At 42.8% G+C, this 26,237-nt stretch carries 23 protein-coding genes; 12 read left to right on the plus strand and 11 right to left on the minus strand.

Going from position 1 to position 26,237, the window contains the following annotated elements; all coding sequences use genetic code 11:
• Positions 1 to 1,041, minus strand: coding sequence for a rod shape-determining protein (locus Aso01_RS08740; RefSeq protein WP_004935270.1), 1,041 nt, complete (start codon positions 1,039 to 1,041; stop codon positions 1 to 3).
• 130 nt (positions 1,042 to 1,171) lie between these two features.
• Between Aso01_RS08740 and gatC the strand changes: the two genes are divergently transcribed.
• The 3 genes from gatC to gatB are packed head-to-tail and all read left to right on the plus strand — an operon-like array spanning position 1,172 to position 4,501.
• Positions 1,172 to 1,483 (plus strand): Asp-tRNA(Asn)/Glu-tRNA(Gln) amidotransferase subunit GatC, encoded by a 312-nt coding sequence (gene gatC / locus Aso01_RS08745; RefSeq protein WP_004922268.1) that lies wholly within the window; start codon positions 1,172 to 1,174, stop codon positions 1,481 to 1,483.
• 52 nt (positions 1,484 to 1,535) lie between these two features.
• Complete coding sequence (gatA, locus tag Aso01_RS08750) at positions 1,536 to 3,014, plus strand: Asp-tRNA(Asn)/Glu-tRNA(Gln) amidotransferase subunit GatA (protein ID WP_004935268.1); 1,479 nt, start codon at positions 1,536 to 1,538, stop codon at positions 3,012 to 3,014.
• Positions 3,014 to 4,501 (plus strand): Asp-tRNA(Asn)/Glu-tRNA(Gln) amidotransferase subunit GatB, encoded by a 1,488-nt coding sequence (gene gatB / locus Aso01_RS08755; RefSeq protein WP_004935265.1) that lies wholly within the window; start codon positions 3,014 to 3,016, stop codon positions 4,499 to 4,501. Before gatA ends, gatB begins: the two co-directional genes overlap by 1 nt.
• A 28-nt stretch (positions 4,502 to 4,529) precedes the next feature.
• Here the strand turns inward: gatB and Aso01_RS08760 are convergent, their stop codons facing one another.
• The 4 genes from Aso01_RS08760 to Aso01_RS08775 all read right to left on the minus strand — a co-directional run bounded on the left by Aso01_RS08760 (position 4,530) and on the right by Aso01_RS08775 (position 8,679).
• Positions 4,530 to 5,942: a hypothetical protein gene (locus Aso01_RS08760; RefSeq protein ID WP_004935262.1), complete on the minus strand. Its 1,413-nt coding sequence runs from the start codon at positions 5,940 to 5,942 to the stop codon at positions 4,530 to 4,532.
• Between the two features lie 249 nt (positions 5,943 to 6,191).
• Positions 6,192 to 6,710 (minus strand): hypothetical protein, encoded by a 519-nt coding sequence (locus Aso01_RS08765; protein WP_004935259.1) that lies wholly within the window; start codon positions 6,708 to 6,710, stop codon positions 6,192 to 6,194.
• Between the two features lie 81 nt (positions 6,711 to 6,791).
• A complete protein-coding gene (locus Aso01_RS08770) occupies positions 6,792 to 7,562 on the minus strand; it encodes a hypothetical protein (protein ID WP_004935256.1) in 771 nt (256 codons plus the stop codon).
• Positions 7,563 to 7,599: 37 nt separating this feature from the next.
• Entirely contained in the window at positions 7,600 to 8,679 is a 1,080-nt protein-coding gene (locus Aso01_RS08775; RefSeq protein WP_039909839.1) for a DUF1176 domain-containing protein, read from the minus strand.
• A 131-nt stretch (positions 8,680 to 8,810) separates the two neighbouring features.
• Here Aso01_RS08775 and Aso01_RS08780 point away from each other — a divergent pair, with 131 nt between their 5' ends.
• Positions 8,811 to 9,566 carry a DUF4850 domain-containing protein gene (locus Aso01_RS08780; protein WP_004935249.1) on the plus strand — a complete coding sequence of 252 codons (756 nt, stop codon included), beginning with the start codon at positions 8,811 to 8,813 and terminating at the stop codon, positions 9,564 to 9,566.
• Here the strand turns inward: Aso01_RS08780 and Aso01_RS08785 are convergent.
• The gene (locus Aso01_RS08785) at positions 9,556 to 10,479 is read right to left on the minus strand and encodes a LysR substrate-binding domain-containing protein (RefSeq protein WP_004935244.1); all 924 of its coding nucleotides are present in this window, start codon (positions 10,477 to 10,479) and stop codon (positions 9,556 to 9,558) included. The two genes, Aso01_RS08780 and Aso01_RS08785, sit on opposite strands and share 11 nt — an antisense overlap.
• A gap of 103 nt (positions 10,480 to 10,582) precedes the next feature.
• Between Aso01_RS08785 and Aso01_RS08790 the strand changes: the two genes are divergently transcribed.
• The 3 genes from Aso01_RS08790 (at position 10,583) to Aso01_RS08800 (ending at position 12,012) form a co-directional block, all read left to right on the plus strand.
• The gene (locus Aso01_RS08790) at positions 10,583 to 11,152 is read left to right on the plus strand and encodes a chromate transporter (protein ID WP_004935240.1); all 570 of its coding nucleotides are present in this window, start codon (positions 10,583 to 10,585) and stop codon (positions 11,150 to 11,152) included.
• Positions 11,149 to 11,676, plus strand: coding sequence for a chromate transporter (locus Aso01_RS08795; RefSeq protein ID WP_004935238.1), 528 nt, complete (start codon positions 11,149 to 11,151; stop codon positions 11,674 to 11,676). The genes Aso01_RS08790 and Aso01_RS08795 overlap by 4 nt, the downstream gene beginning before the upstream one ends.
• 144 nt (positions 11,677 to 11,820) lie before the next feature.
• Positions 11,821 to 12,012: a hypothetical protein gene (locus Aso01_RS08800; RefSeq protein ID WP_004935236.1), complete on the plus strand. Its 192-nt coding sequence runs from the start codon at positions 11,821 to 11,823 to the stop codon at positions 12,010 to 12,012.
• Between the two features lie 63 nt (positions 12,013 to 12,075).
• Here the strand turns inward: Aso01_RS08800 and sbmA are convergent, their stop codons facing one another.
• Positions 12,076 to 13,278 carry a peptide antibiotic transporter SbmA gene (gene sbmA, locus Aso01_RS08805; RefSeq protein WP_004935232.1) on the minus strand — a complete coding sequence of 401 codons (1,203 nt, stop codon included), beginning with the start codon at positions 13,276 to 13,278 and terminating at the stop codon, positions 12,076 to 12,078.
• A gap of 269 nt (positions 13,279 to 13,547) precedes the next feature.
• Here sbmA and Aso01_RS08810 point away from each other — a divergent pair, with 269 nt between their 5' ends.
• Positions 13,548 to 14,126, plus strand: coding sequence for a DJ-1/PfpI family protein (locus Aso01_RS08810; protein WP_004935223.1), 579 nt, complete (start codon positions 13,548 to 13,550; stop codon positions 14,124 to 14,126).
• Between the two features lie 14 nt (positions 14,127 to 14,140).
• Here Aso01_RS08810 and Aso01_RS08815 read toward each other — a convergent pair whose 3' ends face one another.
• The 3 genes from Aso01_RS08815 to gltS all read right to left on the minus strand — a co-directional run bounded on the left by Aso01_RS08815 (position 14,141) and on the right by gltS (position 18,078).
• The gene (locus Aso01_RS08815; RefSeq protein ID WP_004935221.1) at positions 14,141 to 15,091 is read right to left on the minus strand and encodes a patatin-like phospholipase family protein; all 951 of its coding nucleotides are present in this window, start codon (positions 15,089 to 15,091) and stop codon (positions 14,141 to 14,143) included.
• A gap of 137 nt (positions 15,092 to 15,228) precedes the next feature.
• Entirely contained in the window at positions 15,229 to 16,704 is a 1,476-nt protein-coding gene (locus tag Aso01_RS08820) for an alanine/glycine:cation symporter family protein (RefSeq protein WP_034440484.1), read from the minus strand.
• A gap of 138 nt (positions 16,705 to 16,842) precedes the next feature.
• Positions 16,843 to 18,078, minus strand: a complete 1,236-nt coding sequence (gltS, locus tag Aso01_RS08825) for a sodium/glutamate symporter (RefSeq protein ID WP_004935218.1) — start codon at positions 18,076 to 18,078, stop codon at positions 16,843 to 16,845.
• A 374-nt stretch (positions 18,079 to 18,452) separates the two neighbouring features.
• On the opposite strand from gltS, the gene Aso01_RS08830 reads away from it, so the two are divergent.
• Complete coding sequence (locus Aso01_RS08830) at positions 18,453 to 19,157, plus strand: nitroreductase (protein WP_004935216.1); 705 nt, start codon at positions 18,453 to 18,455, stop codon at positions 19,155 to 19,157.
• A 60-nt stretch (positions 19,158 to 19,217) separates the two neighbouring features.
• On the opposite strand, the gene Aso01_RS08835 is transcribed toward Aso01_RS08830, so the two are convergent.
• Positions 19,218 to 20,429 (minus strand): multidrug effflux MFS transporter, encoded by a 1,212-nt coding sequence (locus tag Aso01_RS08835; RefSeq protein ID WP_004935214.1) that lies wholly within the window; start codon positions 20,427 to 20,429, stop codon positions 19,218 to 19,220.
• Between the two features lie 146 nt (positions 20,430 to 20,575).
• On the opposite strand from Aso01_RS08835, the gene yccS reads away from it, so the two are divergent.
• From yccS to Aso01_RS08850, 3 genes are all read left to right on the plus strand, one after another.
• Positions 20,576 to 22,750, plus strand: a complete 2,175-nt coding sequence (gene yccS / locus Aso01_RS08840; protein ID WP_004935212.1) for a YccS family putative transporter — start codon at positions 20,576 to 20,578, stop codon at positions 22,748 to 22,750.
• Between the two features lie 91 nt (positions 22,751 to 22,841).
• The gene (locus Aso01_RS08845) at positions 22,842 to 23,402 is read left to right on the plus strand and encodes a YcxB family protein (protein ID WP_004935210.1); all 561 of its coding nucleotides are present in this window, start codon (positions 22,842 to 22,844) and stop codon (positions 23,400 to 23,402) included.
• Positions 23,403 to 23,561: 159 nt separating this feature from the next.
• Positions 23,562 to 26,183, plus strand: coding sequence for a PepSY domain-containing protein (locus Aso01_RS08850; protein WP_004935207.1), 2,622 nt, complete (start codon positions 23,562 to 23,564; stop codon positions 26,181 to 26,183).
• Positions 26,184 to 26,237: the final 54 nt, after the last annotated feature.

Genomic DNA, 26,237 nt, shown 5'->3' on the forward strand with positions numbered 1-26,237 from the left:
TTAGCCTACAAAAAGCATGTCATGGTTTGGATTGTCAAAAAATTCAAGCACTTTGCCACCACCACGGGTTACGCAAGTGAGTGGATCTTCTGCAACCACCACAGGTAAGCCGGTTTCTTGCGCGAGTAATTTGTCAAGATTACGTAGCAACGCACCACCACCAGTCAGCACAATACCGCGCTCTGCGATATCTGAAGACAATTCTGGCGGTGTTTGTTCAAGTGCAGATTTAACCGCGCTGACAATACTTTGTAATGGATCTGCAATGGCTTGCATCACTTCATCAGACGTTACGGTAATTGAACGTGGCACACCTTCTGCCAAATTACGACCACGCACTTCAATTTCAAGTTTAGTGTCGTCGGCAATGGCCATACCCACTTCTTTCTTGATAATTTCAGCGGTGGTTTCACCAATTACACAGCCATGCGCTTTACGTACATAATGAATAATTTGCTCATCAAATACATCGCCGCCAATACGTAACGAATCGGCATAGACACAACCCTGCAATGAAATAATCGCAATTTCAGTGGTTCCACCACCAACATCGACCACCATCGAACCACAGGCTTGCTCGACGGGCATACCCGCACCGATGGCAGCAGCCATTGGCTCTTCAATCAAACGAACATCACGCGCACCTGCATTAAATACCGCTTCACGGATGGCACGGCGCTCGACCAGTGTCGATTTACACGGTACACACACCACAACACGCGGTGCAGGTGGAAATAAACGCTTTTCGTGGACTTTACCAATAAACTGGTTCAGCATGGTCTCGGTCACTTCAAAGTCGGCAATCACACCGTCTTTCATTGGACGAATCGCGGAAATATTGGCTGGTGTACGACCTAACATTTGTTTAGCATCAAGACCTACAGCAGCAACAATTTTCTGTGAGCCACTGTGACGAATGGCCACAACAGTCGGTTCATTTAATATAATGCCTCGGCCTGGTGCATAAATAAGTGTATTTGCTGTACCTAAATCAATGGCTAGATCTGGCGAAAACAAGCCAATTAGTCGTTTTAGAATCACGGGTCGTTCTCAGTTAAACTTTATATGGACGCAAGTTGGCAACTTTAACTAAATGTGATGCTTTGAACAAGTCAATCGCTTATTATAAGCCACATTATTTGCAAATTTTCATACAGACTTAGGTGATGTTATGTCTACATCGGATGCTCAGCATTCAGATTTAAATGCACAAACCGTATCGCAAATCGCCAATCTTGCTCGATTGTCGCTGAATGATACGCAATCTGCCGAATATGCTCAAAGTCTAAATAAAATTTTAGACATGATGGAAAGCTTAAAAAGTATCGATACTGATGGTGTTGAGCCACTAAAGAGTCCGTTTGATACCGCGCAACCGTTGCGCCAAGATGCGGTAACGGAAACTAATCATCGTGAAGAATATCAAGCAGTTGCTCCAGCAACCGAAGCTGGACTGTATCTGGTTCCTCGCGTAATCGAATAATACTCTCGCTACTTAAATTGCTTACAATTTTGAACGTAAAGAATTTTTACTTATGACCGATTTACACCGCTTATCTGTTCGTGAGCTCGCCGAGGGTCTAGGCCAAGCTCAATTTTCTTCCCGCGAACTCACGCAACATTATCTGAACCGCATCGACAAAATCGACGCTCAGGTAAAAAGTTATGTCACTGTGACCCACGAACAGGCACTGGCACAGGCCGATGCTGCCGATGCCTTGCGTCAGGCTGGCAACGCTGGCTTCCTCACTGGCGTTCCATTGGCACACAAAGATATCTTTTGTACCAAAGGCATTAAAACCACTGCCGGTTCTAAAATGCTCGACAACTTTATTTCGCCTTATGACGCCACAGTGGTTGCCAAAGGCAATGCAGCAGGTTTAGTGACCTTGGGCAAACTCAACATGGATGAGTTTGCAATGGGCTCAACTTCAGAAAGCTCCTACTTTGATGCAACGTGTAACCCATGGGCACTCGACCGTGTACCGGGCGGTTCATCGGGTGGTTCGGCAGCTGCCGTGGCCGCAGACCTTGCTCCGTTTGCCACAGGTACAGACACGGGCGGCTCTATTCGTCAGCCGGCATCGTTTTGTGGTTTAACAGGGTTAAAGCCGACCTATGGCCGTGTATCACGCTTTGGTATGATCGCCTATGCATCTTCGCTAGATCAGGGCGGCCCAATGGCACGCTCTGCCGAAGACTGCGCTTACCTTATGAATGTGATGGCAGGTCATGATGCCAAAGATTCAACGTCTGTCAAAAAAGACGTCGATGACTACGTAGCGAACTTAAATGCAACAGCACTAAAAGGCCTGCGTATTGGTATTCCAAAGCAGTACTTCAATGTGGCAGGCTTAGATGCCGAGGTAAAAGCACGCGTAGAAGAATCTCTGAAAAAACTGGAAGAGATGGGCGCGATACTGGTCGAGATTGACCTTAGCATGACTGAAAGCTATGTACCCACTTATTACCTGATTGCACCTGCTGAAGCCTCATCGAACCTATCGCGTTATGACGGTGTACGTTATGGCTATCGCTGTGAAAATCCGGTCGATTTGATGGATTTATACAAGCGTTCACGCTCAGAAGGTTTTGGTGCAGAAGTACAGCGCCGTATCTTGATTGGTACTTATGCCCTTTCGGCTGGCTATTATGATGCCTATTATGTAAAAGCGCAGAAAGTACGCCGCTTAATTCAGCAAGATTTCTTAAAAGCATTTGAAAATGTCGATGTGATTGCTGCGCCGTCTGCACCCACCACAGCTTATAAAATTGGTGCCGATCTCACACCGGTTGAAATGTATTTGGGCGATATTTACACCCTTGCAGTGAACCTTGCGGGCTTACCTGCAATCAATGCGCCTGTGGGCCTCGACAGCAACAATTTACCTGTCGGTTTACAACTGATTGGTAATTACTGGTCTGAGTCGCAATTGCTTTCAATTGTGCATCAGTACCAACAAGACACCACCTTCCACACCCAACGTGCGGCAATTGCTGAGGAGAATGCCTAATGAATAATCCTTCAAAAGCAGCTCAAAAAAAGCCAAAGTCGAACCTGATTGATGGTTGGGAAGTAGTAATCGGGATTGAGATTCATACCCAGCTTGCAACCCAATCTAAAATTTTCTCGGGTTCTTCGACCGAATTTGGACAAGATCCGAATACGCAAGCAAGCTTGGTCGATTTGGCCATGCCGGGTGTATTACCAGTATTAAATGAAGAAGTGGTGAATCTTGCGATCCGCTTTGGCTTGGGCATCGATGCATATATCGATCAGGCTTCTGTATTTGCACGTAAAAACTATTTCTATCCAGATTCGCCAAAAGGCTATCAGATCAGCCAGATGGACAATCCGATTGTGGGCTTGGGTCATATCGACATCCAACTTGAAGATGGCACCGTCAAACGCATCGGCGTAACCCGTGCGCATTTAGAAGAAGATGCCGGTAAATCGATTCATGACCAGTTCGAAGGTATGTCGGGTATCGACTTAAACCGTGCCGGCACACCATTGCTCGAAATCGTATCTGAACCAGATATGCGCTCGGTCGAAGAAGCGGTTGCTTATATTAAATCGATTCACACGCTTGTGCGCTGGTTAGGAATTTCCGACGGTAACATGGCAGAAGGTTCATTCCGTGCCGACTGTAACGTGTCATTGCGCCGTCCGGGTGATGCATTTGGTACCCGCTGTGAGCTGAAAAACCTCAACTCGTTCCGTTTTATCGAGCAAGCGATCAATGTCGAAATTGAGCGCCAGATGGAAATTTTGGAATGGGGCGGCACAATTGATCAGGAAACCCGTTTGTTTGATCCAAACAAAATGGAAACTCGCTCAATGCGTTCTAAAGAAGAAGCGAACGACTATCGCTACTTCCCAGATCCAGATTTGTTGCCTGTGATCATTGCAGATGAGCAAATTGAAGCAATTAAAGCGACCATGCCGGAACTTCCTGCTGCACGCCGTGAACGTTTTATCGCTGAATTTGCAATTACCGAATACGATGCGCATGTACTCACCTTGTCTCGTGAAATGGCCGATTTTTATGAAGCGGTTGTGGCAGCGGCTGGTGGTGCAGCACACGGTAAAATTGCTGCAAACTGGGTGATGGGTGAATTCTCTGGTGCTTTAAATAAAGCTGGCCTAGAGCTTGCAGATTCGCCTGTGTCTGCCGAACAATTGGGTGGCATGATTGCACGTATTGTAGATAACACCATCAGCGGTAAAATTGCAAAACAAGTCTTTGGCTTTATGTGGGATGAAGGCAAATCTGCCGATACGATTATTCAGGAAAAAGGTTTAAAGCAAGAAACCGATACAGGTGCGATTGAAGCCATCATTAAAGACGTACTTGCAGCCAATGAAAAAATGGTTGAAGAGTATAAGTCTGGTAAAGAGAAAGCTTTTAATGGCCTTGTAGGTCAAGTGATGAAAGCTTCAAAAGGCAAAGCCAATCCTGCTCAAGTGAATGAATTGATGAAGAAGTTGATTGGTTAAGCTAATCTATTTTCAAAAGAAAACCCGCTTAAAAGCGGGTTTTCTTATAGGTCGCTGTAAACTCTTCTGCCACCATTTCAGTAATCTGATTTTTTCCTACTAAGTTATATTTTTCATATTCCGCTAGAACATATTTAGCCTGATTATTTTCTTCCTCAGACCAATCAGAAAAATCGATATAACCGAAATCATTACCTTCTTCAAAAAAACTTGTATCTAAAATTGATCCATCTCTTGCAGATGCAAAACCAATCATAACTAGACTCTTAATCTCAGGATGCTTTAATTTTCTAATCACTGCGTATTCATGAAGCATCATTTTTCTGACTTCTCGATATTGCTCCATACTTCCATATTCTACTGCAACTGGTAAGCAAAAAAATAAATATGCTTGTTCTAATCCACTTATTGTAGAAAGTCTTGTGCCTCTTTTATTTTTAAAATCATAATACATACCAACAAATGAATCTCCTAAAATACGCCTTTGAAATCTATTAGCTTTTGCCATATTTCTAATTTTTTCTTCAATTTCATGTATTTCTGTCCAATTAGTGTTATCTACAGATGTACCATTTAAAATATGAAAACTAAATGACTCAATTAAGGCATCCCATACATAACTATTTTTATCTAATTCTTTTCTTAATTTAAAATCCTCTCTATCAATAAATTTATCAAAAGTGGGATAATTTAAATTGACAGAATCTTTATTCATTTCTGAATTAGAAAAAATATTCCTTTTTTTTATATTTTTATCATAACTTGCATACCATAAAGTTATTAAATCACCTTCAGCATTTAAACTGACATCTTTATTCGTAAGAAAAAAAAACTCTCTAAGCTTTAAATATTCTATAAAGTCATTCGCTGTATCAAAATGACCTAATGAATCTTGTAATGTTTTCTCTGTAAAGACATGAAAAAATGGATTACCCTGATTAATTAATCCTATTTTAAAGGGCTGATGATCGCTAAGCTTATGATCATTTGTAAATTGCAAACTTGCATAGCCTAGAGTCTTTTCTAATACATTTTCTAAACCATGAGTAACTAAGATGTGATGAAATTTAGCTTGGGAAATATCAAAATTAATTGGGAAAGCTTCAGTACATCCTTTGTCTACGAAAAGTCGATTTGGAAATTTTCGTATCCATCTTTCTGCACCTAAAGTTTGTGACAGTGATTTAGTGATAGCCTTTTTGTACCATCTCTTCCATTCAATCTCTGGGTCTTTTTCAGTATTAAATTCAATTTTTTTATCACTAATTAATAAAATATCATTTCCAAATACAATAATTAAATCACAAATTTCTTTACCATTTTCTTGATCTCTGAATAAATTTGGCCATGTCCAAAATCTTAGAAAAGATTTAGATCCCAATTCATTTACCAATTTCTCACTTTCGGTAAAGCTTGTTTCTCGATTTATATAAGCTGACATTAAATTCCAATCTATTTTTTACAAATATAACTTAACATGTTATTAAGTTATAAACCTATGATTTTAAATACAATATAACCATCAAGAAGTATCCTCTATTGTAAAACTCAAGAACTTAGGGCTTATCTAATTTTTATACAGGAATGCCATTTGTCCTCACCCTCAAGCATCTTTCTGAAGGAAAAAGATTTTTCTAAGGGTCTATTGAAATCTACTCTCCTTTTATTTGGTAAGAGCTAGAGAGAAATACTATCTCACTACCCCCAACTTACCCAACACGCCTGGTGTCAAAAACGTCATCGCCACTTTGTTTAAATCGATATAACGTAGTGTTCCTTGTAACTGCTGTTTCACTGCCGGATCTTTTACAATCTCTTCACCTGCATTTTGCCCCAATTGCTGAAAACTCTGCCCCACTGCCTGTAAGCCTTCGGTTTGAATTACATTTTTGGTCTGTGCCGAACATTGATCGATAATAATTCGTTGCAACACTTGCGCAAGCTTTTGGTCAAGCTGATCTTTTTGCTCAGCACTCACATTACTAAATGCTTTTAAATCGGGATGCACCGACAATGCCGCATAAGTCCATTGCAACACCGTTGTTTTATCGGCTGCTGTGGTCGATTTCACCAAGCAATCACTCAACTGATCCACCGCAGGGCCAGCATTTGCCATTTGAGTTGCTCCAAACATGGCCGCTACAAGTGTAAATGCACACGCAATGGTAGAACGTTTCTGCCCCAATAATGAATCACGACGCTGTAACATAAGTTTCACTCCAATCTGCAATTGCCTACTTTTAGCATATTTTGTTTTATTTAATCTGTTAGGTGGCTGTAAATATCACACTTAACCCTGACCGGTATAATTCCAATTTTCAGGAATATTGGGCTGCTTTGGTACTCGATTTAAATCGATATTTAAGTCGCGACTACCTTTATAAGATTTTTCACCCGAATCGGATGCTGGTGATACATCTAAATGATAGCGATAACGAAATTGCCATAGCATCGGCTTGAGTGGCCGAATATCCAAACTCAAGCCATCTTCATCATGACAACGCCCTTTTGAAGCTGCATAGTCCTGCTCTGAAAAGCATGCTCGAACCATTCGACTAAAACTAAATGGATAATTTTCAATAAAGCGATGTGCCTGACCTGAATCTTTTAATTCATAAAAACCGGCTTGTTCTATTTTTGCGCCACCACCCGAATACATTTCTGAAAACTGATCGATGACTGCAATCGCATAACGCTGCTGAGTCAGTGGAAAAAGTTTGGGAAATACATATTGTTTTTGATCAATGTCTTCGCTGGCGACTGTCACGATATTCCACTGTCGAATCAATTTATAACCCATCGATGTTGGCTTAAATTGTGCAACATCATTACGATTCGATAAAACCCACAAATTCTGGTCTGGAGTTGTTAGGCTTCTCCATTGCACCCCTTTTTTACATAGGTCTTTGAGTTGTTTACAAAGTTGATCTTGAGTCGTTTGGTTAAGTTGTCCAGTTTTGAAATCGAGAATCTGTAGAGGTGCAGCAAAAACAGAGCCACTCAAGCAGGCAGATGCCCCCATTAAAATTATTCCACCCAAACCAATCTTATGCTGAAGCATGATATTTCCTTTGGCTATTTTTATGTTCACAGTTTAATTATTTCACTACTGCTTCAATCTGATCGAGTTCCCAAACACCACCAGCCGCAATATTTTTACACATTCCTGTCCATCGGTTTTGATTTTGTACAAAGCGTTGTCCATCCCAAATCCATGATTGCTCTAACCAACAATCACCAATTCCTCTGCCCTTAAACGCACTGCTGATTTCACCAGAAGCAATGTCGGTTGCCCATTCGGTCACATACGTGGCCTGCCCTTGCAATGACTGGTCTAATACCCATGCGCCATAGCCTTCGTTGTATGCACCGCGAACGCACAAGGTTGTAGCCAAAACTTTACCATTGGTGAGTTTATACAACTGAATAGGTTGAGGTTTTGCACCTTTGTCGGCGCCGTTATAAATCCCTTCACAAAAATCGGTTTCTTTTGGTTTTGGATTTGCAGCTAACAAGCGTGCATGCAGGCTTTGATATTGTTTGGTGTTGGGTTTTAGGGTGAGATATGGCTGATCGGCTGTTTTTACCTTTTTAATCATTAATTTAGGCTGAGGCATCAATACATTCGATTCATTTGCACTGCCTTTTTTGACGATAGCCCCCGTGGTACCAATACGTTTTTGTAAATCATCCATTTTAAGCAGTACGGCGGTCATACCTGCATCGGAAATATTCCAAACGTAATGCGAATTTTTAAAGCTCATCTTGGTTTTCTGCGAAGCTTGTTTGAGCAATGCATTCACTTGCGCAGCCGAAAGCGTGCCTATCAATGGCGATTCAACTCCTTTCACGGCGACAGCACCCAAATCTTTGTCATTGATATAAAAATGAATATTTTTGACTTGATTGGCAGCAAAGCTATCCTCGCCGCCATTTGCTAGCGCAAATTGTGCGCGTACAGGCTGCTTTGGCCCTGCCGCCCGAGTAAGTAGAATCGATGCTGGATTTTGCTGACCGTCATCACTTTGATAACCCGCGGCACGGCAAGTTCCAGTATTTGAACAATACACCTCCCAGTTTTGATGGGTAAAGGCAGTACCCTGAATATCCTGTGCAAAGGCAAAGTAACTTATTGCCATAAAGCCACAACCTGACACTATTTTTTTTAGTTGGATCATTTGGAATTCTCATCAACTTATTATGAATCTATCCATCATTCTAAAACCTTTTTGAATGGAACAGTCATACACGCTTGTATTAAAAATATGCTAGCTTTAAAACAGCTATTTTATTGGGATCTATCCTTATTATGATAAAATTGATCATCAAAACGATTCTTTCTTTAGGCTCGATACTTTGGCTTCCATTGACACATGCTGAAGTATCCACGTTTAAGCCGTCTTTTCCTCAATTTTCAAATACAGCTAAACAACGCCAAGCAATGAATCAAATATATGCATTGGGTGAAGTCTCCTTTAGCAATGATGTTCGCGTTCCTTTTTATGGTGTTACTGCACCTAATCCCGTCAATGATGGACTGTTAAAAGGCTTTAAATCGTGTACAGCAAAAACCTGTCATTTTGATTTTAAGCTAGGTGCTAATCTAGCAAAGCAACTTAAATTGGTCGGACTACCTGAAATTGGCACGGTACTGGTTCCAAAAGATTGGCAAGATATCGAAGCAAATGCTGGGGCAAATGGTACGGGTTATGCGTTAATCATGAGTCCAGATCAAAAACAGGCCATTCAGCTTTACGATTCTTCACTATGCGTCGGTTGCGGTATGCCCTATGCCAGCCTGTATTTTCCAGAATTATTAAAAGAAAGCATAGAAAATGAATTTGGAGGTTATAAAGACTCACAGAAGTTGTTGAATGTGGTACATCCATCCAAACATAGCGCTTTCTTTAGTTATCAGATTCCGAAGCTGAATAATAAAACGCATGGCGTTGCAAAATATCGTGATGATGGCGACTTTAACTTTCGAGAAATCAAAGTCACGTTAGATAAATCACAGCAACATTTGGTTGGCCCGATTTTAAATTTCTATCAGTTTACTCATTAATATTAACTACATTTTCAAATGACTGGCTGGCTTTCAACAGATTTAAAAAATGCGTCACACGGATATTGTTGTCTTTGGCCCGATAAATTGCATAAATTGGTGCAATACATGGCTTTTTTGCTTCGAGTGACCGATAAACGATTTGTTTATTCCAGAAATCTTGAATGGATGCTGGCACAATTGACAACCCAATGCCTGCGGCAATCAAGTTTAAACTCGATGTAAGCCTTGGCGCTTCCTGAATAATATTTGGACTAAATCCAGCCTGATAGCAATTGGCTAAAATATTGTCGAACAAATCCTGACCAGCAAGACGCCGATATAAAACAAACTCAAAAGGTTCAAGGTCAATTAAACGAATCGTATCAGGATGTTCTACCAAAGGATGGCTGGTTGGCAAAGCCACAATGAGAGGTTCGTTCAGTACATGCACACTGTGTAGTTCGGTTCTTACAGGGGCCGGTTTTCTTAAAAATGCAATGTCTAGTTTCTCGTTCATGACTGAATCGATGAGCGCACCGCTGCTTTCTTCTTCTAGATGAATCGAGACCTGAGCAAACTGATCACGATATCGACGTAATAATGCAGGTAAAAATGGATGTAAGCCGACCGAATTGGTAAAGCCAATATTGAGCTGTCCAGCTTTACCCTGTGCAATGCTCTGTACTCGTCTGGGAATGGCTTGTGCATGTGCCAAAATGGTGAGTGCCTCTTCATACAGTGCTTTGCCGGCTTCAGTTACTTCAACGCCACGAGGCAGTCGCTTAAGCAACTGAATTTCAAGCTCTTCTTCAAGGCTTTTAATCAGTCGTGTAAGAGGCGGTTGCTGCATGTGCAGACGCTGTGCTGCTCTGGAAATATTATTTTCCTCGACCACCGCCACAAAGGCATTGAGTTTATGAATATCAATCATTGCTATACCTTTTTGGTATGTTTAATGGCAAAAATAGCATTTGTAAATATACCATGATCGGCTCATGCTATGTCTATCAAAGATTCAACAGTATGAGGGTTTAATGAAAGTACACGCCATGCCAATAGCCAGTGAACAGACATCTACGCCCAGTTGTAAGGCTTTGTTTATCGGGTTTATGAAACTTGGGCTCATGGGTTTTGGTGGAGTATTACCGCTGGCACATCGCATGATTGTTGAAGACCAGAAATGGCTCGATGAAGCACAATTTACCAATTTACTCGGAGTGTGCCAGCTTCTTCCCGGAGGCAATATTATTAATATGTCTGTTGCCATCGGGATGCAATTTCAAGGCGTAAAAGGTGCGTTCAGTTCAATTTTAGGGCTCATTTCAGCACCCACTTTGATTGTGCTGGGGTTGTATCAAATTTATGAACACTTTCAACATCTTCCAACTGTAAGACACATGATTCAAGGCCTAGCCGCGGCCGCGGCCGGATTACTGTTTGCCACAGGTTTAAAAATGCTACGCCCGATCATGAAAAGTTACTTAACTGCCCTGACCATCGTGCTGACGTTTATATTTATGCTGATCGTGAAAATTCCTTTGGCGCTCACTTTACTGATTTTACTGGTCATCAATTTTGTCATTTTGGGAGCTCGAAAAGCATGATATCGGTTTTGGTGGTTTTAGCAGGTGTTTTCGCACAATTGTCTGTATTGGCCTTTGGTGGAGGTAATGCCATTTTGCCTGAAATGCAGCATCAGGTGGTGAATGTGCATCACTGGATGACGGCTGAGCAATTTAGTTCGCTATTTGCCATGGCACAGGCTGCACCCGGCCCAAATATGATGATTATCCCCTTAATTGGCTGGCATGTTGCAGGCCCAGCTGGCTTGCTGGTGACCTCATTGGCAAAATTTGGCCCCTCATCGATTATCACTGTATATGCATTAAAATTCTGGGATCGATTTAAAGCGCATCCATTACGTGGTCGTTTTGAGCAGGCATTAAAACCCATTACAGTCGGTCTGGTTTTGGTCAGTGCATGGTTGATTGCAGATGCATCAGCACAAAATATGTTTCTGATTGCGATTGTGGTATTTACTGCGGCAATGGGACTGGTCAAAAAAATTCATCCGTTATGGATCATGATTTGTGGGGCAGGCTTAGGGGTTGTCTTTCTTGGCTCATGATTCACTTTTGCCAACAAGAGCAGCATCGCGATATTTTATGTATACAGTGTGAATAGTTCTTCACACAACTCCTCTCATTTCTCCCTACTCTCTGGCTAGGCATGTCGCATCATAGACCTATAAAACAAGGTCAAGGGTGTAAATATGACTAAATTAAAAGCGATACTCGCAAGCGTTCTGGTGACATCAACCGTACTCACAGCAGGCTGTGTAGTCGATCCATTTGGTTATGATGGTCCTCATCATCGAGATGGCCATGGTCGCTATGATCGAGACCATCGTGGATGGGATAACCGTGGACGTTATGATCATCGTGGTTGGGATGACCGCCGCTAAATCAAATATCAAACAACGCTTTAAACATCAAAAAAGCCTTCATTGTACTGAAGGCTTTTTTAATCAGGATGATTGATCCAAAATCGATTCAAATGCTTTTAAACGCTTACGAATAGAAAGCAACTCAATAATCGTTTTCCACGAATTAATTAAATACTGGAATGAATCACGTACTTTATTGAATACTCCACCGATTTGATTGATCAAACCCAAACTTAGTTTACCCGCTGCAATCGATGGAAATAACACAACCAAATTGTAGAGAATATCTAACTGACCATACCAAGTCGCAGTCAAGTTAAAATAAGCATAGTGAAAATAAAGACGAAAGTAATTTGTACGCACACGGCTAAATAATTCTTTCAGTGTTGCGGGTCTGGCACGGTCAGCATGATCTTCACCATAGACCAACTCTTTACGATAGGCCGCTTCCACTTTTTGATTATTAAATTGCAAGCCAGGCAATTTAATCCCGACCACCATCAAAAGTACCGTACCAAATACTGCCCAAACGATGGCGGCCCAAACCAACGAATGATTGAGCTCACCAATAATCGGAACGACGGGTACATATTTGGAAAGCTGAAACAATAACGGTAAAAAGGCAATCAAGGTCATCATGGCCTTGACCAGTTCAACTCCCAAGTCTTCCATAATAGTGGCAAAACGCATGGTGTCTTCTTGCACACGCTGTGAGGCACCTTCGATGTGGCGGAGCTTATCCCAATGCGCTGTATAGAAATCATTCATTGCAGTACGCCAGCGAAAGACGTAATGGCTGGTAAAGAAGGAATTCACGACAGCCAGCGTTACCCCCACCATGGCAATATAAAGAAAAACTAGGGTTTCTTTATACAAATCCATGATGTTACCGCCACCATTGGTCAGCATACTCTGAATGAGATCCCAAAATGGGACATACCACGCATTGACCAAAACACTGATTTGTACGCCAAACCAGATATTAAATAAAATAAATGCACTTCCCCATATCGACCAGCGTTGCCAAGGGTTGTCTGACAGCATTTTCCAGAACCCAGCAAAAAGCGCGGTTGCGATAAAAAACCAGATATAAAACCATATAAATGCGGGAGACCAAAAACGTGCAACACTTACCGCCAGCTCCGCATCGGCATAGCCCTTAGGAAAGCCAACAAATTCGCCCCAGTGTTTTCCACCCGAGTACCACAGCAGCAGATTGATACCAAACCAAAAAATGAGGGATAAAACAAACCACTTCGGTTTTGGAAAAAATGATTTAAACATGGTAAATTTTTATTCCTTCATGACGAATCGTCGCATTTGAATCAAGCCTAAAGCGTGAAACTTAAATTTAACCTAAACGATATTTATCGTCTCGTTGTAGATTGATCCAATTTCCTGTTCTTTTAATCATTTTTTGTAACAAGTGCAAGCACCAAAGCATCTTCATACAATATCGCCATTGAGCCAGCTCAAAAACTCATTTTTTTGCAACGTAAAAAGCGTATGATAAAAGCGAAAATCACAATACATAATCATAACAGGACCCTAAAATGACAAAACAGATTCTCATGCTGGTTGGTGACTATGCAGAAGACTATGAAACCATGGTGCCTTTTCAGTTTTTAACTGCTTTAGGCTATGACGTGCATGCGGTATGTCCCGATAAAATTGAAGGCGATCATATCGCCACAGCCATTCATGACTTTGAAGGTGAACAAACCTACAGTGAAAAGCGCGGTCACAATTTTGCCATCAACTATAATTTTGAAAACGTACAACCCGATCAATATGTCGGCTTGGTCATTCCGGGCGGACGAGCGCCCGAATATCTGCGCATGAATGCACGCGTGATTGCCATTGTGCAGGCCTTCGATCAGGCCAAAAAACCCATTGCGGCGGTGTGTCATGGCGCACAAATTCTGGCGGCAGCAGACGTTTTAAAAGGTAAAACCTGTTCGGCTTATCCCGCTTGTGCTGCCGAAGTTAAACTGGCTGGTGGAACCTTTGCCGATATTTCCGTGACCGATGCCGTGACTGATGGTCATTTGATTACCGCACCCGCATGGCCTGCCCATCCTGAGTGGCTGGCACAATTTATTAAAGCCTTGGGAGCAACCGTTCAGCTTTAATACCATTTTTGTTTTTACGGCTGCTTGGCCTGCGCATCGACATTATGCAGATCAAGTGCCGTTTGAATCGCATCTAATTTTTTTTGTGCAGCATTGATGCCCGCCTGAATGGTGGCCTCACGTTCCTTTACATCAAAGATATGTGCTTTTTCATAAAGTTCTGGCTGAATCACAATATCAGCGTGTTTGAGTTCTTCATCCGCTAAACGGTTTTGCATAATATTAATGTTCTGGTTAAACAGTCCCCAGATGTTGGTGGTTTCTGTATGGATGGGCTGTGCCAGAATATCGACTGCAATAACGACGTCTGCACCGAGTGATCGGGCAACTTCGACCGGTACAGGGCTGACCAGTCCACCATCGACATATTCTTTATTTTGAATTTTAGTAGGTACAAACATACTCGGAATCGAAATTGACGCTCGAACGGCTTGCCCGGTATTGCCCTGATTAAAAATGGTTTGTTTGCCTTGCTTAAGCTCGGTTGCCACCACAAACATCGGAATTTTCATGTGCTCGAGTGGCTGATGATTAACTTGCTGATTGACATAATCCTCAACTTTTTTACCATCAAAAAAGCCTTTTTTATCGAGGGTCAGTTCACGCACATCGCCCACTTTTAAATTAAGCGCGATATCTCGTAACTCACTCGATGTTTTTCCGCTGGCATAAATCGCGCCCACAATACTGCCTGCACTGGTGCCCACGATAAAATCTGGACGGATACCATGCTGTTCAAGTACTTCAATCACGCCAATGTGTGCATAGCCACGCGCACCACCACTGCCCAAGACCAGCGCCACAACCGGGCGTTGCTGCTTGATCGATGCAAAGGAAGCTGCGACCTGATCACGCTGTGTTTCTAGTAAAGGCTGCGCAATTGGTTGATGCTTTTCTACGGGTGCGTGTTGACACCCTGCAAGTATCAGGGAAAATCCAAACAGTAGAATAGACAGACATCTCATTGCAATAAAAAACCTTTATCCTGTTTTTTTTGTTTGGCAAGTTTAGTCGCATGTTACAAGAAAAGCTGTATCGAATTTATATCAGCTCAAAAAAAAGCAGCCTGTGAAACAGACTGCTTTTTTATTTTGAATTTTAATTACCAGATATCGCTATCGACTTTTTTCTTCATCTCAGGATATTGATCAATCTTGAATTCAGGGTTTTTGATTCCCTTTTTCATTTGTTCACGATAATCCTTGAGAAGCTTACGAACAAATGGCGTGAGCAACAAAATCGCAATCAGGTTGATGGTCGCCATAATACCCATAAACAGATCGGCCATCGACCAAACCAACGGAACACTGCTGATTGCGCCAAAGTAAACCATGAACAATACAAAAATACGGAAGATAAACATGACTTTCGGGCTGTTATTGATGAACTGCATATTGCCTTCTGCATAGGCATAGTTGCCCAGCACAGCCGAATAACAGAACAAAAATAGCAATACCGCAAGAAAATCACCGCCCCAGCTACCTAGCTGTGATTCAAGCGCACGCTGGGTCATTTCAACCCCAATGGTGCCACCATCGTGATAAACACCCGAAATCAGGATAATCAATGCCGTTGAGGTACATACAATGAAGGTATCTACAAATACACCGAGCATCTGTACCAAGCCCTGATCGACTGGATGTTTCACTTCAGATGCAGCAGCGGCGTTCGGTGCAGAACCCATCCCCGCTTCATTTGAAAATAGACCGCGCTTGATGCCCTGCATCATGGCCAATGAAATCATTCCACCAAAAAAGCCTCCTGCCGCTGCTTTAAACTCAAATGCTTCGGTGAAGATCAGTTTAAAAACATCAGGCAAAATATCGTAGTTGATGACTGCAATATATAATGCAGCCGCCAAATACAAACCTGCTTTAATTGGAACAAACATTTCAGCAAATTTGGCAATACGTTTGATACCACCAAAAATGGCAATTGCCACCAATACCACCAAAGCCAAGCCAACCCAAGATACTTCGAAGTTGAGGCCGCCAAGAGGCAAGATGATATTGGCTTTATCCCAGCCCCAAGAGTGCGAGGTTGCATTGGCAATCGCATTGATTTGTACTGAGTTAAATACAAAACCATAGGTAAAAATAAGAGAAATGGCAAACACAAAGCCGAATGTTTTACTCTTTAATCCCTGAGTAATGTAGTAGGCAGGTCCACCGCGGAACTGTTTAGTTTGCGTGTCACGAACTTTAAACAACTGAGCCAGTGTAGATTCGGTAAATGCCGAGCTCATACCCAATAATGCAGTTACCCACATCCAAAACACTGCGCCAGGCCCACCTAACGCAATCGCGATCGCCACACCGGCGATATTTCCAACCCCAACACGGCTTGCAAGACCAGTTACAAAGGCCTGAAACGGCGTAATACCGTGTTCATCTTCACCGTCTTTACGGCTTCCCTTCATGACTCGAATACTTTGCCAGAACATACGAATTTGCACCGCTTTGGTTGCGATGGTGTAAAACGTACCTGCTGCCAGCAAGAAAACGACCAGAAAATCCCATAAAGGATCATTAAAAAAGCTGACCCAAGACATCAGGGTTGCAGTTAATTGTTCATTCATATCTGAAACACTTGTGTTTACCATATCACTATGGTGTCTATCTAAATCCCACTAAATAAATAAAAAAGCCTCTACAATCAGAGGCTTTTTTACTTATCGACATTTTGAATCAATGTGCCCTAAATCATTTCTCTAGTTTCACACAAAAAACTTAAGAATTACTTGAATTACGGTCGCATTGATTAAATCAACAAAAAATGCACCACACAGTGGAACAATTAAAAAAGCTTTATGAGATGGCCCATACATATTGGTGATCGCTTGCATATTCGCGACGGCGGTAGGCGTTGCCCCCATCCCAAAACCACAATGCCCGGCTGCAAGAACAGCAGCATCATAATTCTTGCCCATGACCTTGAAGGTCACGAAAGCTGCGTATAATGCCATTGTTAAGGTTTGTGCTGCAAGGATAATCACTAAAGGACCAGCCAAATCGACCAATTGCCAGAGTTTGAGCGATAAAAGTGCCATGGCCAGATACAACGATAACGATGCATTGCCGAATACATCAATCGCGCGATCAAAAATATCGACACGAAAAATGCTTTCCAATACGTTACGTAAAATGACGCCGCCGCCAAGCGCCCACACAAATGTAGGTAGCTCAAACCAGGTGCCTTTACTGTAACCGGTCATGAATTCTGCAAAGGCCAGACACGCTGCAAACATCCCCAATGTGGTAATGGCATTGTCTGCCGTGATGAGACGTACTTGATGCGGATTTTCAAATGGCGCAAGATTTTCAGGATGCTCATCAACATGCGTATCTCGATTACGAATTTGTGCGTCGGTTCGAGCATGCGACAATTGATGGCGTTGAATCAGAAACTTGGCCAAAGGCCCGCCAATAATCCCGCCGATAATCAAGCCAAAGGTCGCACTGGCCATGCCGAGTGCCAAAGCGCCCTGAATACCATGTTGAGTCTCTAGAATTTCTCCCCACGCCCCTGCAGTACCATGCCCACCTGTAAGTGTAATCGAACCTGCGATTAATCCAATTAACGGATCGATACCCAGCAAGGTGGCCAGACTCATGCCAACCAAGTTTTGCACGACAATAAACGAAGCAACGCAGACCAAGAAAATTACCAGCCCAATACCGCCTTCTTTGAGCTTGGCAAAGTGCGCACTTAAACCAATCGAAGCAAAGAAAATCAGCATAAAACTGGTCTGGAGTTCACTACTAAAAGTAATGCTGTAGCCCCAGATCGAATGCACCACCAATGACAACAGCGCAGCAACAAGGCCACCTGCGACTGGTTCAGGAATGTTGTAACGTCTCAGAAAGTCAATTTTATTGACTAAAAATCGCCCTAAAAGTAATACGATGACCGCTGCAATCAACGTATAAAAGGCATTAAATGTAAATTCCATATATTTTCCATTTAACTCTCAAGCATTTAATCGATTTTCATTCTTCTAATATGTGAATGATAAAGATGACTAAACGGAACCTTGAGAACAATTACCCAAAAGAAGTGAAACAGAAAGATGAATTCAGATAAGAACAAACAGTTTGATTTGAAGCAAAGCTAAAAATCATAAGGCGTTCAGTATAGTATACTATTACAGTAGACACCGTATTTTTGCTGTAATTGTGGCGATTTTTTACGCAATATCACTCATTTTTTCATAGTTCCAGTTGCAGTTTATCTACTACAGTCTGTTTTTGATTTTATAAAATCGGTTTAAAAATTGCAGATGAATCCTTTATAGTGGAGGCATTAAAAAACGGATAAGGAACGCCCATGCAGTCCGAGCAAGTTCAATTGGTCGATCAAGCCATTACGTCTCGACATTCGGTTCGTGCTTTTTTACCCACCCCCATTGAACCTCAAATCATTAAAGATATTCTGGCAGTCGCAAGCCGTGCACCGTCGGGGACCAACACCCAGCCATGGAAAGTGTATGTAGTCACTGGCAAAACACGCGACACCATGATTCGTCGAGTATGTGACGCCCAAATCGCACTGACCAATGATCCAAGCCACGCCGAGCAGTATCAGGAAACATTCGCTTATTATCCTGAAAAATGGATTTCACCCTTTATTGATCGCCGCCGTGAAAATGGCTGGGGCCTGTATGGATTACTCAATATTCAAAAGGGCGAAAAAGAAAAAATGGCCCAACAGCAATTACGTAACTTCCAGTTATTTGATGCACCGGTTGGACTGTTTTTTACCGTCAATAAAATGATGGGCGTCGGATCGAAAATGGATATTGCCATGATGATTCAAAACGTCATGACTGCTGCAAAAGCCCGCGGACTAGATACCTGCCCTCAAGCTGCATGGAATCATTTTCATCCGATTGTGCTTGATGTACTTCATGCATCTGAAGATGAAGAGCTGGTCTGTACGGTGGCTTTAGGCTATGCAGACCCAGATCATATTGTGAATACCTTTATTACACCACGTGAAAGCGTCGAGAGCTTTACCCAGTTTTTAGATTAAATCCATCGACTCAACTAAAAAAGACCTGAATATGCAGGTCTTTTTTATTCATTTGGGGACTTAAGCATTTTGCAGCTTAAGCTGACGTGCGACAGCAAAAATCGCGATTACCCCTGCGCCAGAAAATAGCATCATCATGATGCCCATATTTAGTAGGGCATTCCAGACGAGAAAGTTTAAAATTACACCACCCAACAGACCGCAGCCAAACTGCATACTGCCCATAATGGCACTGGCTGTACCTGCACGGGCGCCTTGTCTCGACATTGCCAGCGCCATGGCATTAGGTCCAGTCATTCCTAGCCCTGAAACAGCTAAAAACAAACCTGCCATCACCATTGCAATTGGCGCATCTGAAATCAGACCACTCAAAAGTACTAACGCTGCACCTGTTAGCTGAATGAACCCCCCTATTTTAAGCCGAGTCATGGTGCCAAGTTTGGATACCAGCTTTTTATTGATGGAAGAGACAATCATGATTCCCAAGGCATTAAAGCCAAACGCATAGGCAAACTGCTGCTGCCCCAAACCATATTGATCCATTAAAACAGAAGATGCTGAACTGATATAACTAAACAATACCCCACCGGTTAAACACCCCGCCAACATCGGGAAACGAAAGCTGGTATCTTTAAAAATCGCGGCATACAAAGTCACCACCTGATAAGGGCTAAGTTTTAAGCGTTTTTCAGGTGCCAAAGTTTCATCAAAGAAGAAATGAATGCACAATAAACATAAGCAGCCAATCAGTGCGAGTAACCAAAAAATAGCCTGCCAATGGAAAAACTCCAACACCATTGCACCCAGCGCTGGCGCTGCAATCGGTGCAATCCCCATCACAATCATCATACTTGAGAAGGCCTGTGCCGAACCTTGTACATCGAGCCTGTCACGTATGGCAGCACGTGCAATCACAACACCCACGCAGCCGCCCAGCGCTTGTACCAGTCGGGCTAAAATAAGCGACCATTCATTTTGCGCCAATACACATAATGCACTGGCCACCACATATAAAGTGAGTCCAACATATAACGGCGCTTTACGGCCGATTCGGTCACTGATCGGGCCATAAACAAGTTGACCGATTGCCAAACCCAAGAAATATGCAGGCAGGGTATTGGCCACCATACGCGTGGTGGTTCCAAAATCACTGGCCATTTGTGGTAAGGCTGGCAAGTACATATCAATCGACAGCGGCCCAAGTGCGGTCAAAAGGGCCAGCAGCATAATCCACGCAATTGAATATTGACCGGGTAATCTACTTTCGGACATAGTCACATTTTAATATTAAATACGGAGTGTGAAGACAAGCTTACACTGTCCATAGTATGATTTCACTGAGTAATAATAACGATGATGACTCAACCTGACGTGCATGCAGGGAGGTGTCTTTCACTCAATAGCTTAAAGGAATCCCCTTGAACTCTTGGTTTTCCAAACTCAAACAAGCGACTTACAACACTTCGCTGATGTATAACCTTCGGATGCTGATTGCATTTGCAGGCACTGCCTTTGTGCCTTATTTTCTCGATTATCAACTGGCCACTATTCCGCTCACCCTCGGTGTGGTTGCCGCTGGCTTGAGTGATATCGACGACCGCTTTTCTGTTCGAATCATGAATCTGGTCTATACCTACGTGGGCTTTTTTGCCGCTGCAACTTCGGTACAGCTTTTGTTTCCACATCCGGTGGCATTTGCACTGGGGTTGATTGTGGCCTGTATTTTCTGGATTTTATTGGGCTCTTTAGGGCGCCGATACACCACCATTTCCTATGGATGCTTGGTGGTGTCGGTTTACTCGATGCTGGGCGTACACCTCTTCCCAGAATGGTACATGCAACCTGCTCTTTTAGTGTGCGGTGCAGCTTGGTATGGTTTGATCGCCACGATTAGTTTCTTGTTATTTCCGATTCGCCCCGTACAAGATAAATTATCGGCCTGCTATGCATCGCTGGGTGATTTTTTATTTGCTAAATCCAGTGTTTTCGATGTCGATATGACACCTGAGAGTTATCAACAATCCTTGATTGATCTATCGATGGAAAACGGCAAACTGGTCGGGATTTTTAACGATTTAAAAGCTTCATTGCTCACCCGACTCAAAGGCGATCGCGGACAAAAAGACACCCGACGCAGCCTGCAATATTATTTTGTGGCACAAGATATTCATGAGCGCGCAGACTCGGCACATATCAATTATCAAGAACTGAGTAAAATTTTTCAGCACAGCGACATTTTGTTTCGTTTCCAACGTATTTTGACCATACAAGGCAAAGCCTGCAAGGATTTAAGCGAAAGTATTTTAAAGCGGCAACCCTACAAACATAACAAGCGCTTTAAACACACCTTTGAAAATCTCAAACAGTCTTTGGGGAAATTACGTCACGATCAGGTTTATGATCCGCTTTGGGTCAATGCGCTGTATGCGCTTTATCAAAATTTGAAAGGTATCGATGCACAGTTACGTAATTTAGAAACAGAGCGTAATATTGCTTTAGATAAAGTGAAGCAGATGGATCATCAGCTTAAAGACGACGATCTTAAGGGCTGGAACGATATCATTGTGCGGATTCGTCAAAATCTAACACCAGAGTCGGTGTTATTTCGTCATGCTGTTCGGCTTTCTGTGGTGTTGTTTGTAGGCTACATTTTTGTCCAAACAACCGGTATTCAATACGGCTACTGGATTCTATTGACTGCACTGTTTGTTTGCCAGCCGAATTTTAATGCCACCAAACGCCGACTGCGATTACGAATTGTGGGTACATTGGTCGGCATCATTATTGGTATTGCGATTTTATACTTTGTGCCTTCACTTGAAGGTCAGTTGCTGATTTTGGTGTTGAGTGGCGTGTTGTTTTTTGAACTGCGCAGTAAACAGTATGCACAAGCCACAGCCTTTATTACCATTTTGGCGCTGATTAACTTTAATTTAGATGGCTTCGGTTTTTCTGCGGGATTACCACGCATGATCGATACCCTCATCGGCTGCGCGCTGGCGTGGCTGGGCGTTAGCTTTATCTGGCCAGACTGGAAGTTTCGGCGCTTACCGCGCACCATTCGCCGTGCCATTCAAGCGCAGTGTAATTATCTGGTCGATGTGGTGCAGCAGTATCATCATGGTCGAAATCATGGTCTGAGCTATCGGATTGCGCGCCGTACTGCGCATAACACCGATGCAGATGTGGCATCTTTAATTTCTACCCTTGCGACCGAACCTGATTTTGATCCGATTCAAAAAAATCTGGCATTCGAATTTCTGTGCTTACATCATACTTTTCTTAGTTATATTGCTGCGCTCGGTGCACATCGTGAAAAGATTGATGATCAAGAGATTCTCAATCTACTCGATAAAGCATTAGACGACATTCAAGGGGCTCTGCTCAGAGATGAAATGCCCGGGCTAACCGCACAGAATATGCTGCAAACCATTCGGCAGCGTTTAAAGCAAAATAGTGAGGAAGATCAACTGGCTATTATTATTTTGCAGCAGCTTTCCCTGATGTACAGTATTTTGAATCTGCTCAGTACACTCAAGCAAAGCCTGAGTCATGATCGGGATGATGCCGCCACCGAATTGGCATCACTGTAAATCGCATGAAAATGGCACAATATATTCACGGATTGGCGTGATTTAATGCTAAACTTTGGCGAGTTTAAAATTCACTAATTGCATTTGCACTATGACCGCGAAAACTTTATACGCTTATACGCTACAGCCTGTTAACTACGAAGTGTCTGAAGCTGAACAACGTGATGCTCAGCTTAAGATTTGGCGTAGCACCAATAAAATCAGCACAAAAGCATGGATCATCATGGCAGTGGTTTTACTACTGTCTATCGCAGGGATTATTCTTCTTAAAAACTATTCCACCATTTTTTGCTGGGTTGCCATCATCTGTGTGGTGTTGTACTTCGTACTGCGCAAGTATGGCCTAGAATGGTATGTAAAACGCAAAATGAATGAATTTCCAGTTCAGGAAATTAAAGGTGTTCGTTTGGGCGTGCAGCCACACGGTATTGTGATGCGTCAGCAGATGAATGGTCAAGAAGGTGTTGGCACCATTAGCTGGAAAGACATCTATGAATGGTATAACACTCCAGATTTTATCTTGCTGAATTTTAAAGTAAAAGGACAGCAAGGTGCATATTTGCTTCCAAAGCGTATGGACACCAAGAATTTTTCATTTAATACCATTCGTAAGCACCTGAACGAACAAGTCGGTGATGCAAAATCGTTTTAATTTGAAAACCTAAAAAAAGCCTCCGTACGCGGAGGCTTTTTTTTATCTGTATTATTAAATGATAATGAAAATTAATATTATCTCGAAAATCCATATTATCTAACGAATCTTGAGCTATACTCTAGCAAAATTTAAATCTCTAATTTTGCGTTTACAGCCATGTTAAAAAAAGTCTTTTTCCAGATTCATTGGTTTTTGGGGATCAGTGCGGGTCTTATCCTTGCGTTGATGGGAGTAACGGGTGCGATTTATTCGTACGACCAGCAGATTTTAAAACTCATTAATCAGGACAGTTATGTTGTTCAGGCGCAACATACGCCTAAACTCACACCTGCACAGTTGTATCAGCACTTTGAGCAGCGTCAGCCCGATCTAAAAATCAATAGTATTACTATCGCCAAAGATGCAACCGCCTCCTCCACCGTAAATATTCAAAAAGAAGGTGAACGTCGCGGCTATAACATGATGGTGAACCCTTATACGGCTGAGGTACTGCCTGAAATCAAGGGACGTGGATTCTTTCAATTTGTTCAGCAGTTACACCGCAACCTAACGTTCGGGCCGGTGGGCAAGCAAATTACGGCAGCATGTACCTTAATTTTGATCTTTTTTGTACTCAGTGGACTCTATTTACGCTGGCCAAAACGTCACACATGGCGTCAGTGGTTGTTTGTAAAGCCAAAACTTAAAGGGCGCAATTTTATTTGGGATCTGCATGCCGTTATAGGTACATGGGTGGTGGTGTTTTATTTGTTGATGGCATGTACGGGCTTGTATTGGTCGTATGACTGGTGGCGTGACGGTATGTTTAAGCTGATGGGTGTTGAACGACCACAACCACAAATGCAGGCCGGACCTCGTAATGCACAAGGTCAAGCGACAAATCGGATGCAAGGTCAGCCTCAACAAGGCCATGCAGGACAAGAACATCGTGGTGAAGGCCGCGGTGAATCTCGCGAACAACTCTCTTCTGCACAAATTTATGATGCACTGAACAAGACATGGACTGGTTTTAACACTCAACTTGGCCGCGATTATTCGTCTATTACGCTCAATTTACCTAAAAAAGCCGATCAAACGATTGAGCTCTCTTTCATAGATGCAACACCACAGCATGAACGCGCCCGTAACTCAGCCGTCTATCACTATGGGACGGGTAAAATTGAAAAATTAGAGCTGTATGAAGACAAAAAACTCAATGAAAAAATCATGAGTAGCATGTTGCCAGTCCATCGCGGCAGTTTCTTTGGCCCGGTGTACCACTTTTTTGCAATGCTTGCTTCTTTGGCGATGCCGCTGTTTTTTGTGACGGGTTGGATGCTGTATCTAAAACGCCGTAAGCAGAAAAAATTAACCTTGGCTGCACGCCAGCATCATGTCAGTGATCATTATATCGATCCAAATGCAACGCCTTGGCTCATCACGTATGCCTCTCAAACGGGTGTGGCGGAACAGCTGGCATGGCGCACCGCAACACGACTACAAGAAGCGCATCAACCCGTTCAGGTTCGACCAGTTCAGCAATTAACCGAAAGTGACTTCAAAAATTCACCACAAATTTTGTTTGTACTCAGCACCTATGGCACAGGCGAAGCCCCAGATCTGGCCAGCAACTTTGAGAAAAAATTCTTAAAGTCATCAATGGCTTTGAATCATCTCAACTATGCCATTTTGGCACTGGGGTCAAAAGAATATCCAGACAGCTACTGTGCCTTTGGCCATCGTGTCGATCTATGGCTGAAACAGTCTGGTGCACATGCCCTGTTTGATGTAATTGAAGTTGATAATGCTCATCCTGATGACATTCAAAAATGGAACACGGCACTGGTCAGTGCCACCAAACTTGAACTTCAGTCGATGAACATCGAAAAAATCTTTGATGAATGGAGATTGAGCAAGCGTGAGCTTTTAAACCCCAATAGCCAAGGTGCATCTGCATACAATCTGGAATTTACCACAACCAATGATACTATCTGGCAAGCTGGTGATATTGCAGAGATTCAACCGGGTAACTCGCCTGCACGAGTGAAGGCCTTTCTAGAAAAGCATCAGTTATCCGCACAAACTTATGTAGAGAGCGTTGAAAGTAAGCTGGCTCAAGCACTTTGGAATCGTGATTTAAGCACTGATGTCGAACCATTTGCCAATCCGGAACATTTACTCGAACAACTTGCTGTATTGCCGACTCGCGAATACTCAATTGCCAGTATTCCAAGCCAGCAAGTATTACGATTGACCGTTCGCCAGCAGTTTGACCAAAATGGTCAATTGGGCTTGGGCTCTGGCTGGCTAACCGAACATTTAAGCGTGGGTGAACCTGTAGCCCTGCGTATTCGTACCAATCCCTCGTTTCATCTCATCGATGACAACCGCCCTATTGTTTGCATTGGAAATGGAACTGGAATTGCCGGCTTAATGAGCTTATTACATGCCCGAATTCGTCACGACTATACGGAAAACTGGCTGATTTTTGGTGAGCGCCAGCAAGCATGTGACTTTTTTTACGAAAATACGATTCGCGCATGGCAAAGCACAGGTATGTTGAAACGATTGGATCTGGTGTTCTCACGCGATCAGGCACAAAAATGCTATGTTCAAGATATCTTGAGAGATCAGGCACAGATTTTAAAACAATGGATTGATGCAGATGCTGTCATTTACGTTTGTGGCAGTATCGAGGGCATGGCATCGGGTGTCGATCAGGCACTCACCGATATTTTAGGTGAAATTCAACTCGATGCGCTTAGAGCACAAGGTCGTTATCGACGTGATGTCTACTAAAATAATGTAGCAAATTCAATAATGACCAAAACGAGATGCCAGCGCATAGCGCTG

It is taken from the genome of Acinetobacter soli (assembly GCF_000760595.1).
Classification (GTDB): Bacteria; Pseudomonadota; Gammaproteobacteria; order Pseudomonadales; family Moraxellaceae; genus Acinetobacter; species Acinetobacter soli.

Bases quoted from the DNA above. Each gene is read 5' to 3' on its own strand.
- Aso01_RS08780 (WP_004935249.1), top strand. From the start codon at position 8,811: ATGATAAAATTGATCATCAAAACGATTCTTTCTTTAGGCTCGATACTT.
- Aso01_RS08775 (WP_039909839.1), bottom strand. From the start codon at position 8,679: ATGATCCAACTAAAAAAAATAGTGTCAGGTTGTGGCTTTATGGCAATA.
- gatA (WP_004935268.1), top strand. From the start codon at position 1,536: ATGACCGATTTACACCGCTTATCTGTTCGTGAGCTCGCCGAGGGTCTA.
- Aso01_RS08835 (WP_004935214.1), bottom strand. From the start codon at position 20,429: ATGTCCGAAAGTAGATTACCCGGTCAATATTCAATTGCGTGGATTATG.
- Aso01_RS08800 (WP_004935236.1), top strand. From the start codon at position 11,821: ATGACTAAATTAAAAGCGATACTCGCAAGCGTTCTGGTGACATCAACC.
- Aso01_RS08770 (WP_004935256.1), bottom strand. From the start codon at position 7,562: ATGCTTCAGCATAAGATTGGTTTGGGTGGAATAATTTTAATGGGGGCA.
- gltS (WP_004935218.1), bottom strand. From the start codon at position 18,078: ATGGAATTTACATTTAATGCCTTTTATACGTTGATTGCAGCGGTCATC.
- Aso01_RS08785 (WP_004935244.1), bottom strand. From the start codon at position 10,479: ATGATTGATATTCATAAACTCAATGCCTTTGTGGCGGTGGTCGAGGAA.
- Aso01_RS08830 (WP_004935216.1), top strand. From the start codon at position 18,453: ATGCAGTCCGAGCAAGTTCAATTGGTCGATCAAGCCATTACGTCTCGA.
- sbmA (WP_004935232.1), bottom strand. From the start codon at position 13,278: ATGTTTAAATCATTTTTTCCAAAACCGAAGTGGTTTGTTTTATCCCTC.
- Aso01_RS08820 (WP_034440484.1), bottom strand. From the start codon at position 16,704: ATGAATGAACAATTAACTGCAACCCTGATGTCTTGGGTCAGCTTTTTT.
- gatB (WP_004935265.1), top strand. From the start codon at position 3,014: ATGAATAATCCTTCAAAAGCAGCTCAAAAAAAGCCAAAGTCGAACCTG.
- Aso01_RS08790 (WP_004935240.1), top strand. From the start codon at position 10,583: ATGAAAGTACACGCCATGCCAATAGCCAGTGAACAGACATCTACGCCC.
- Aso01_RS08810 (WP_004935223.1), top strand. From the start codon at position 13,548: ATGACAAAACAGATTCTCATGCTGGTTGGTGACTATGCAGAAGACTAT.
- Aso01_RS08765 (WP_004935259.1), bottom strand. From the start codon at position 6,710: ATGTTACAGCGTCGTGATTCATTATTGGGGCAGAAACGTTCTACCATT.
- Aso01_RS08795 (WP_004935238.1), top strand. From the start codon at position 11,149: ATGATATCGGTTTTGGTGGTTTTAGCAGGTGTTTTCGCACAATTGTCT.
- Aso01_RS08850 (WP_004935207.1), top strand. From the start codon at position 23,562: ATGTTAAAAAAAGTCTTTTTCCAGATTCATTGGTTTTTGGGGATCAGT.
- Aso01_RS08760 (WP_004935262.1), bottom strand. From the start codon at position 5,942: ATGTCAGCTTATATAAATCGAGAAACAAGCTTTACCGAAAGTGAGAAA.
- Aso01_RS08815 (WP_004935221.1), bottom strand. From the start codon at position 15,091: ATGAGATGTCTGTCTATTCTACTGTTTGGATTTTCCCTGATACTTGCA.
- Aso01_RS08845 (WP_004935210.1), top strand. From the start codon at position 22,842: ATGACCGCGAAAACTTTATACGCTTATACGCTACAGCCTGTTAACTAC.
- gatC (WP_004922268.1), top strand. From the start codon at position 1,172: ATGTCTACATCGGATGCTCAGCATTCAGATTTAAATGCACAAACCGTA.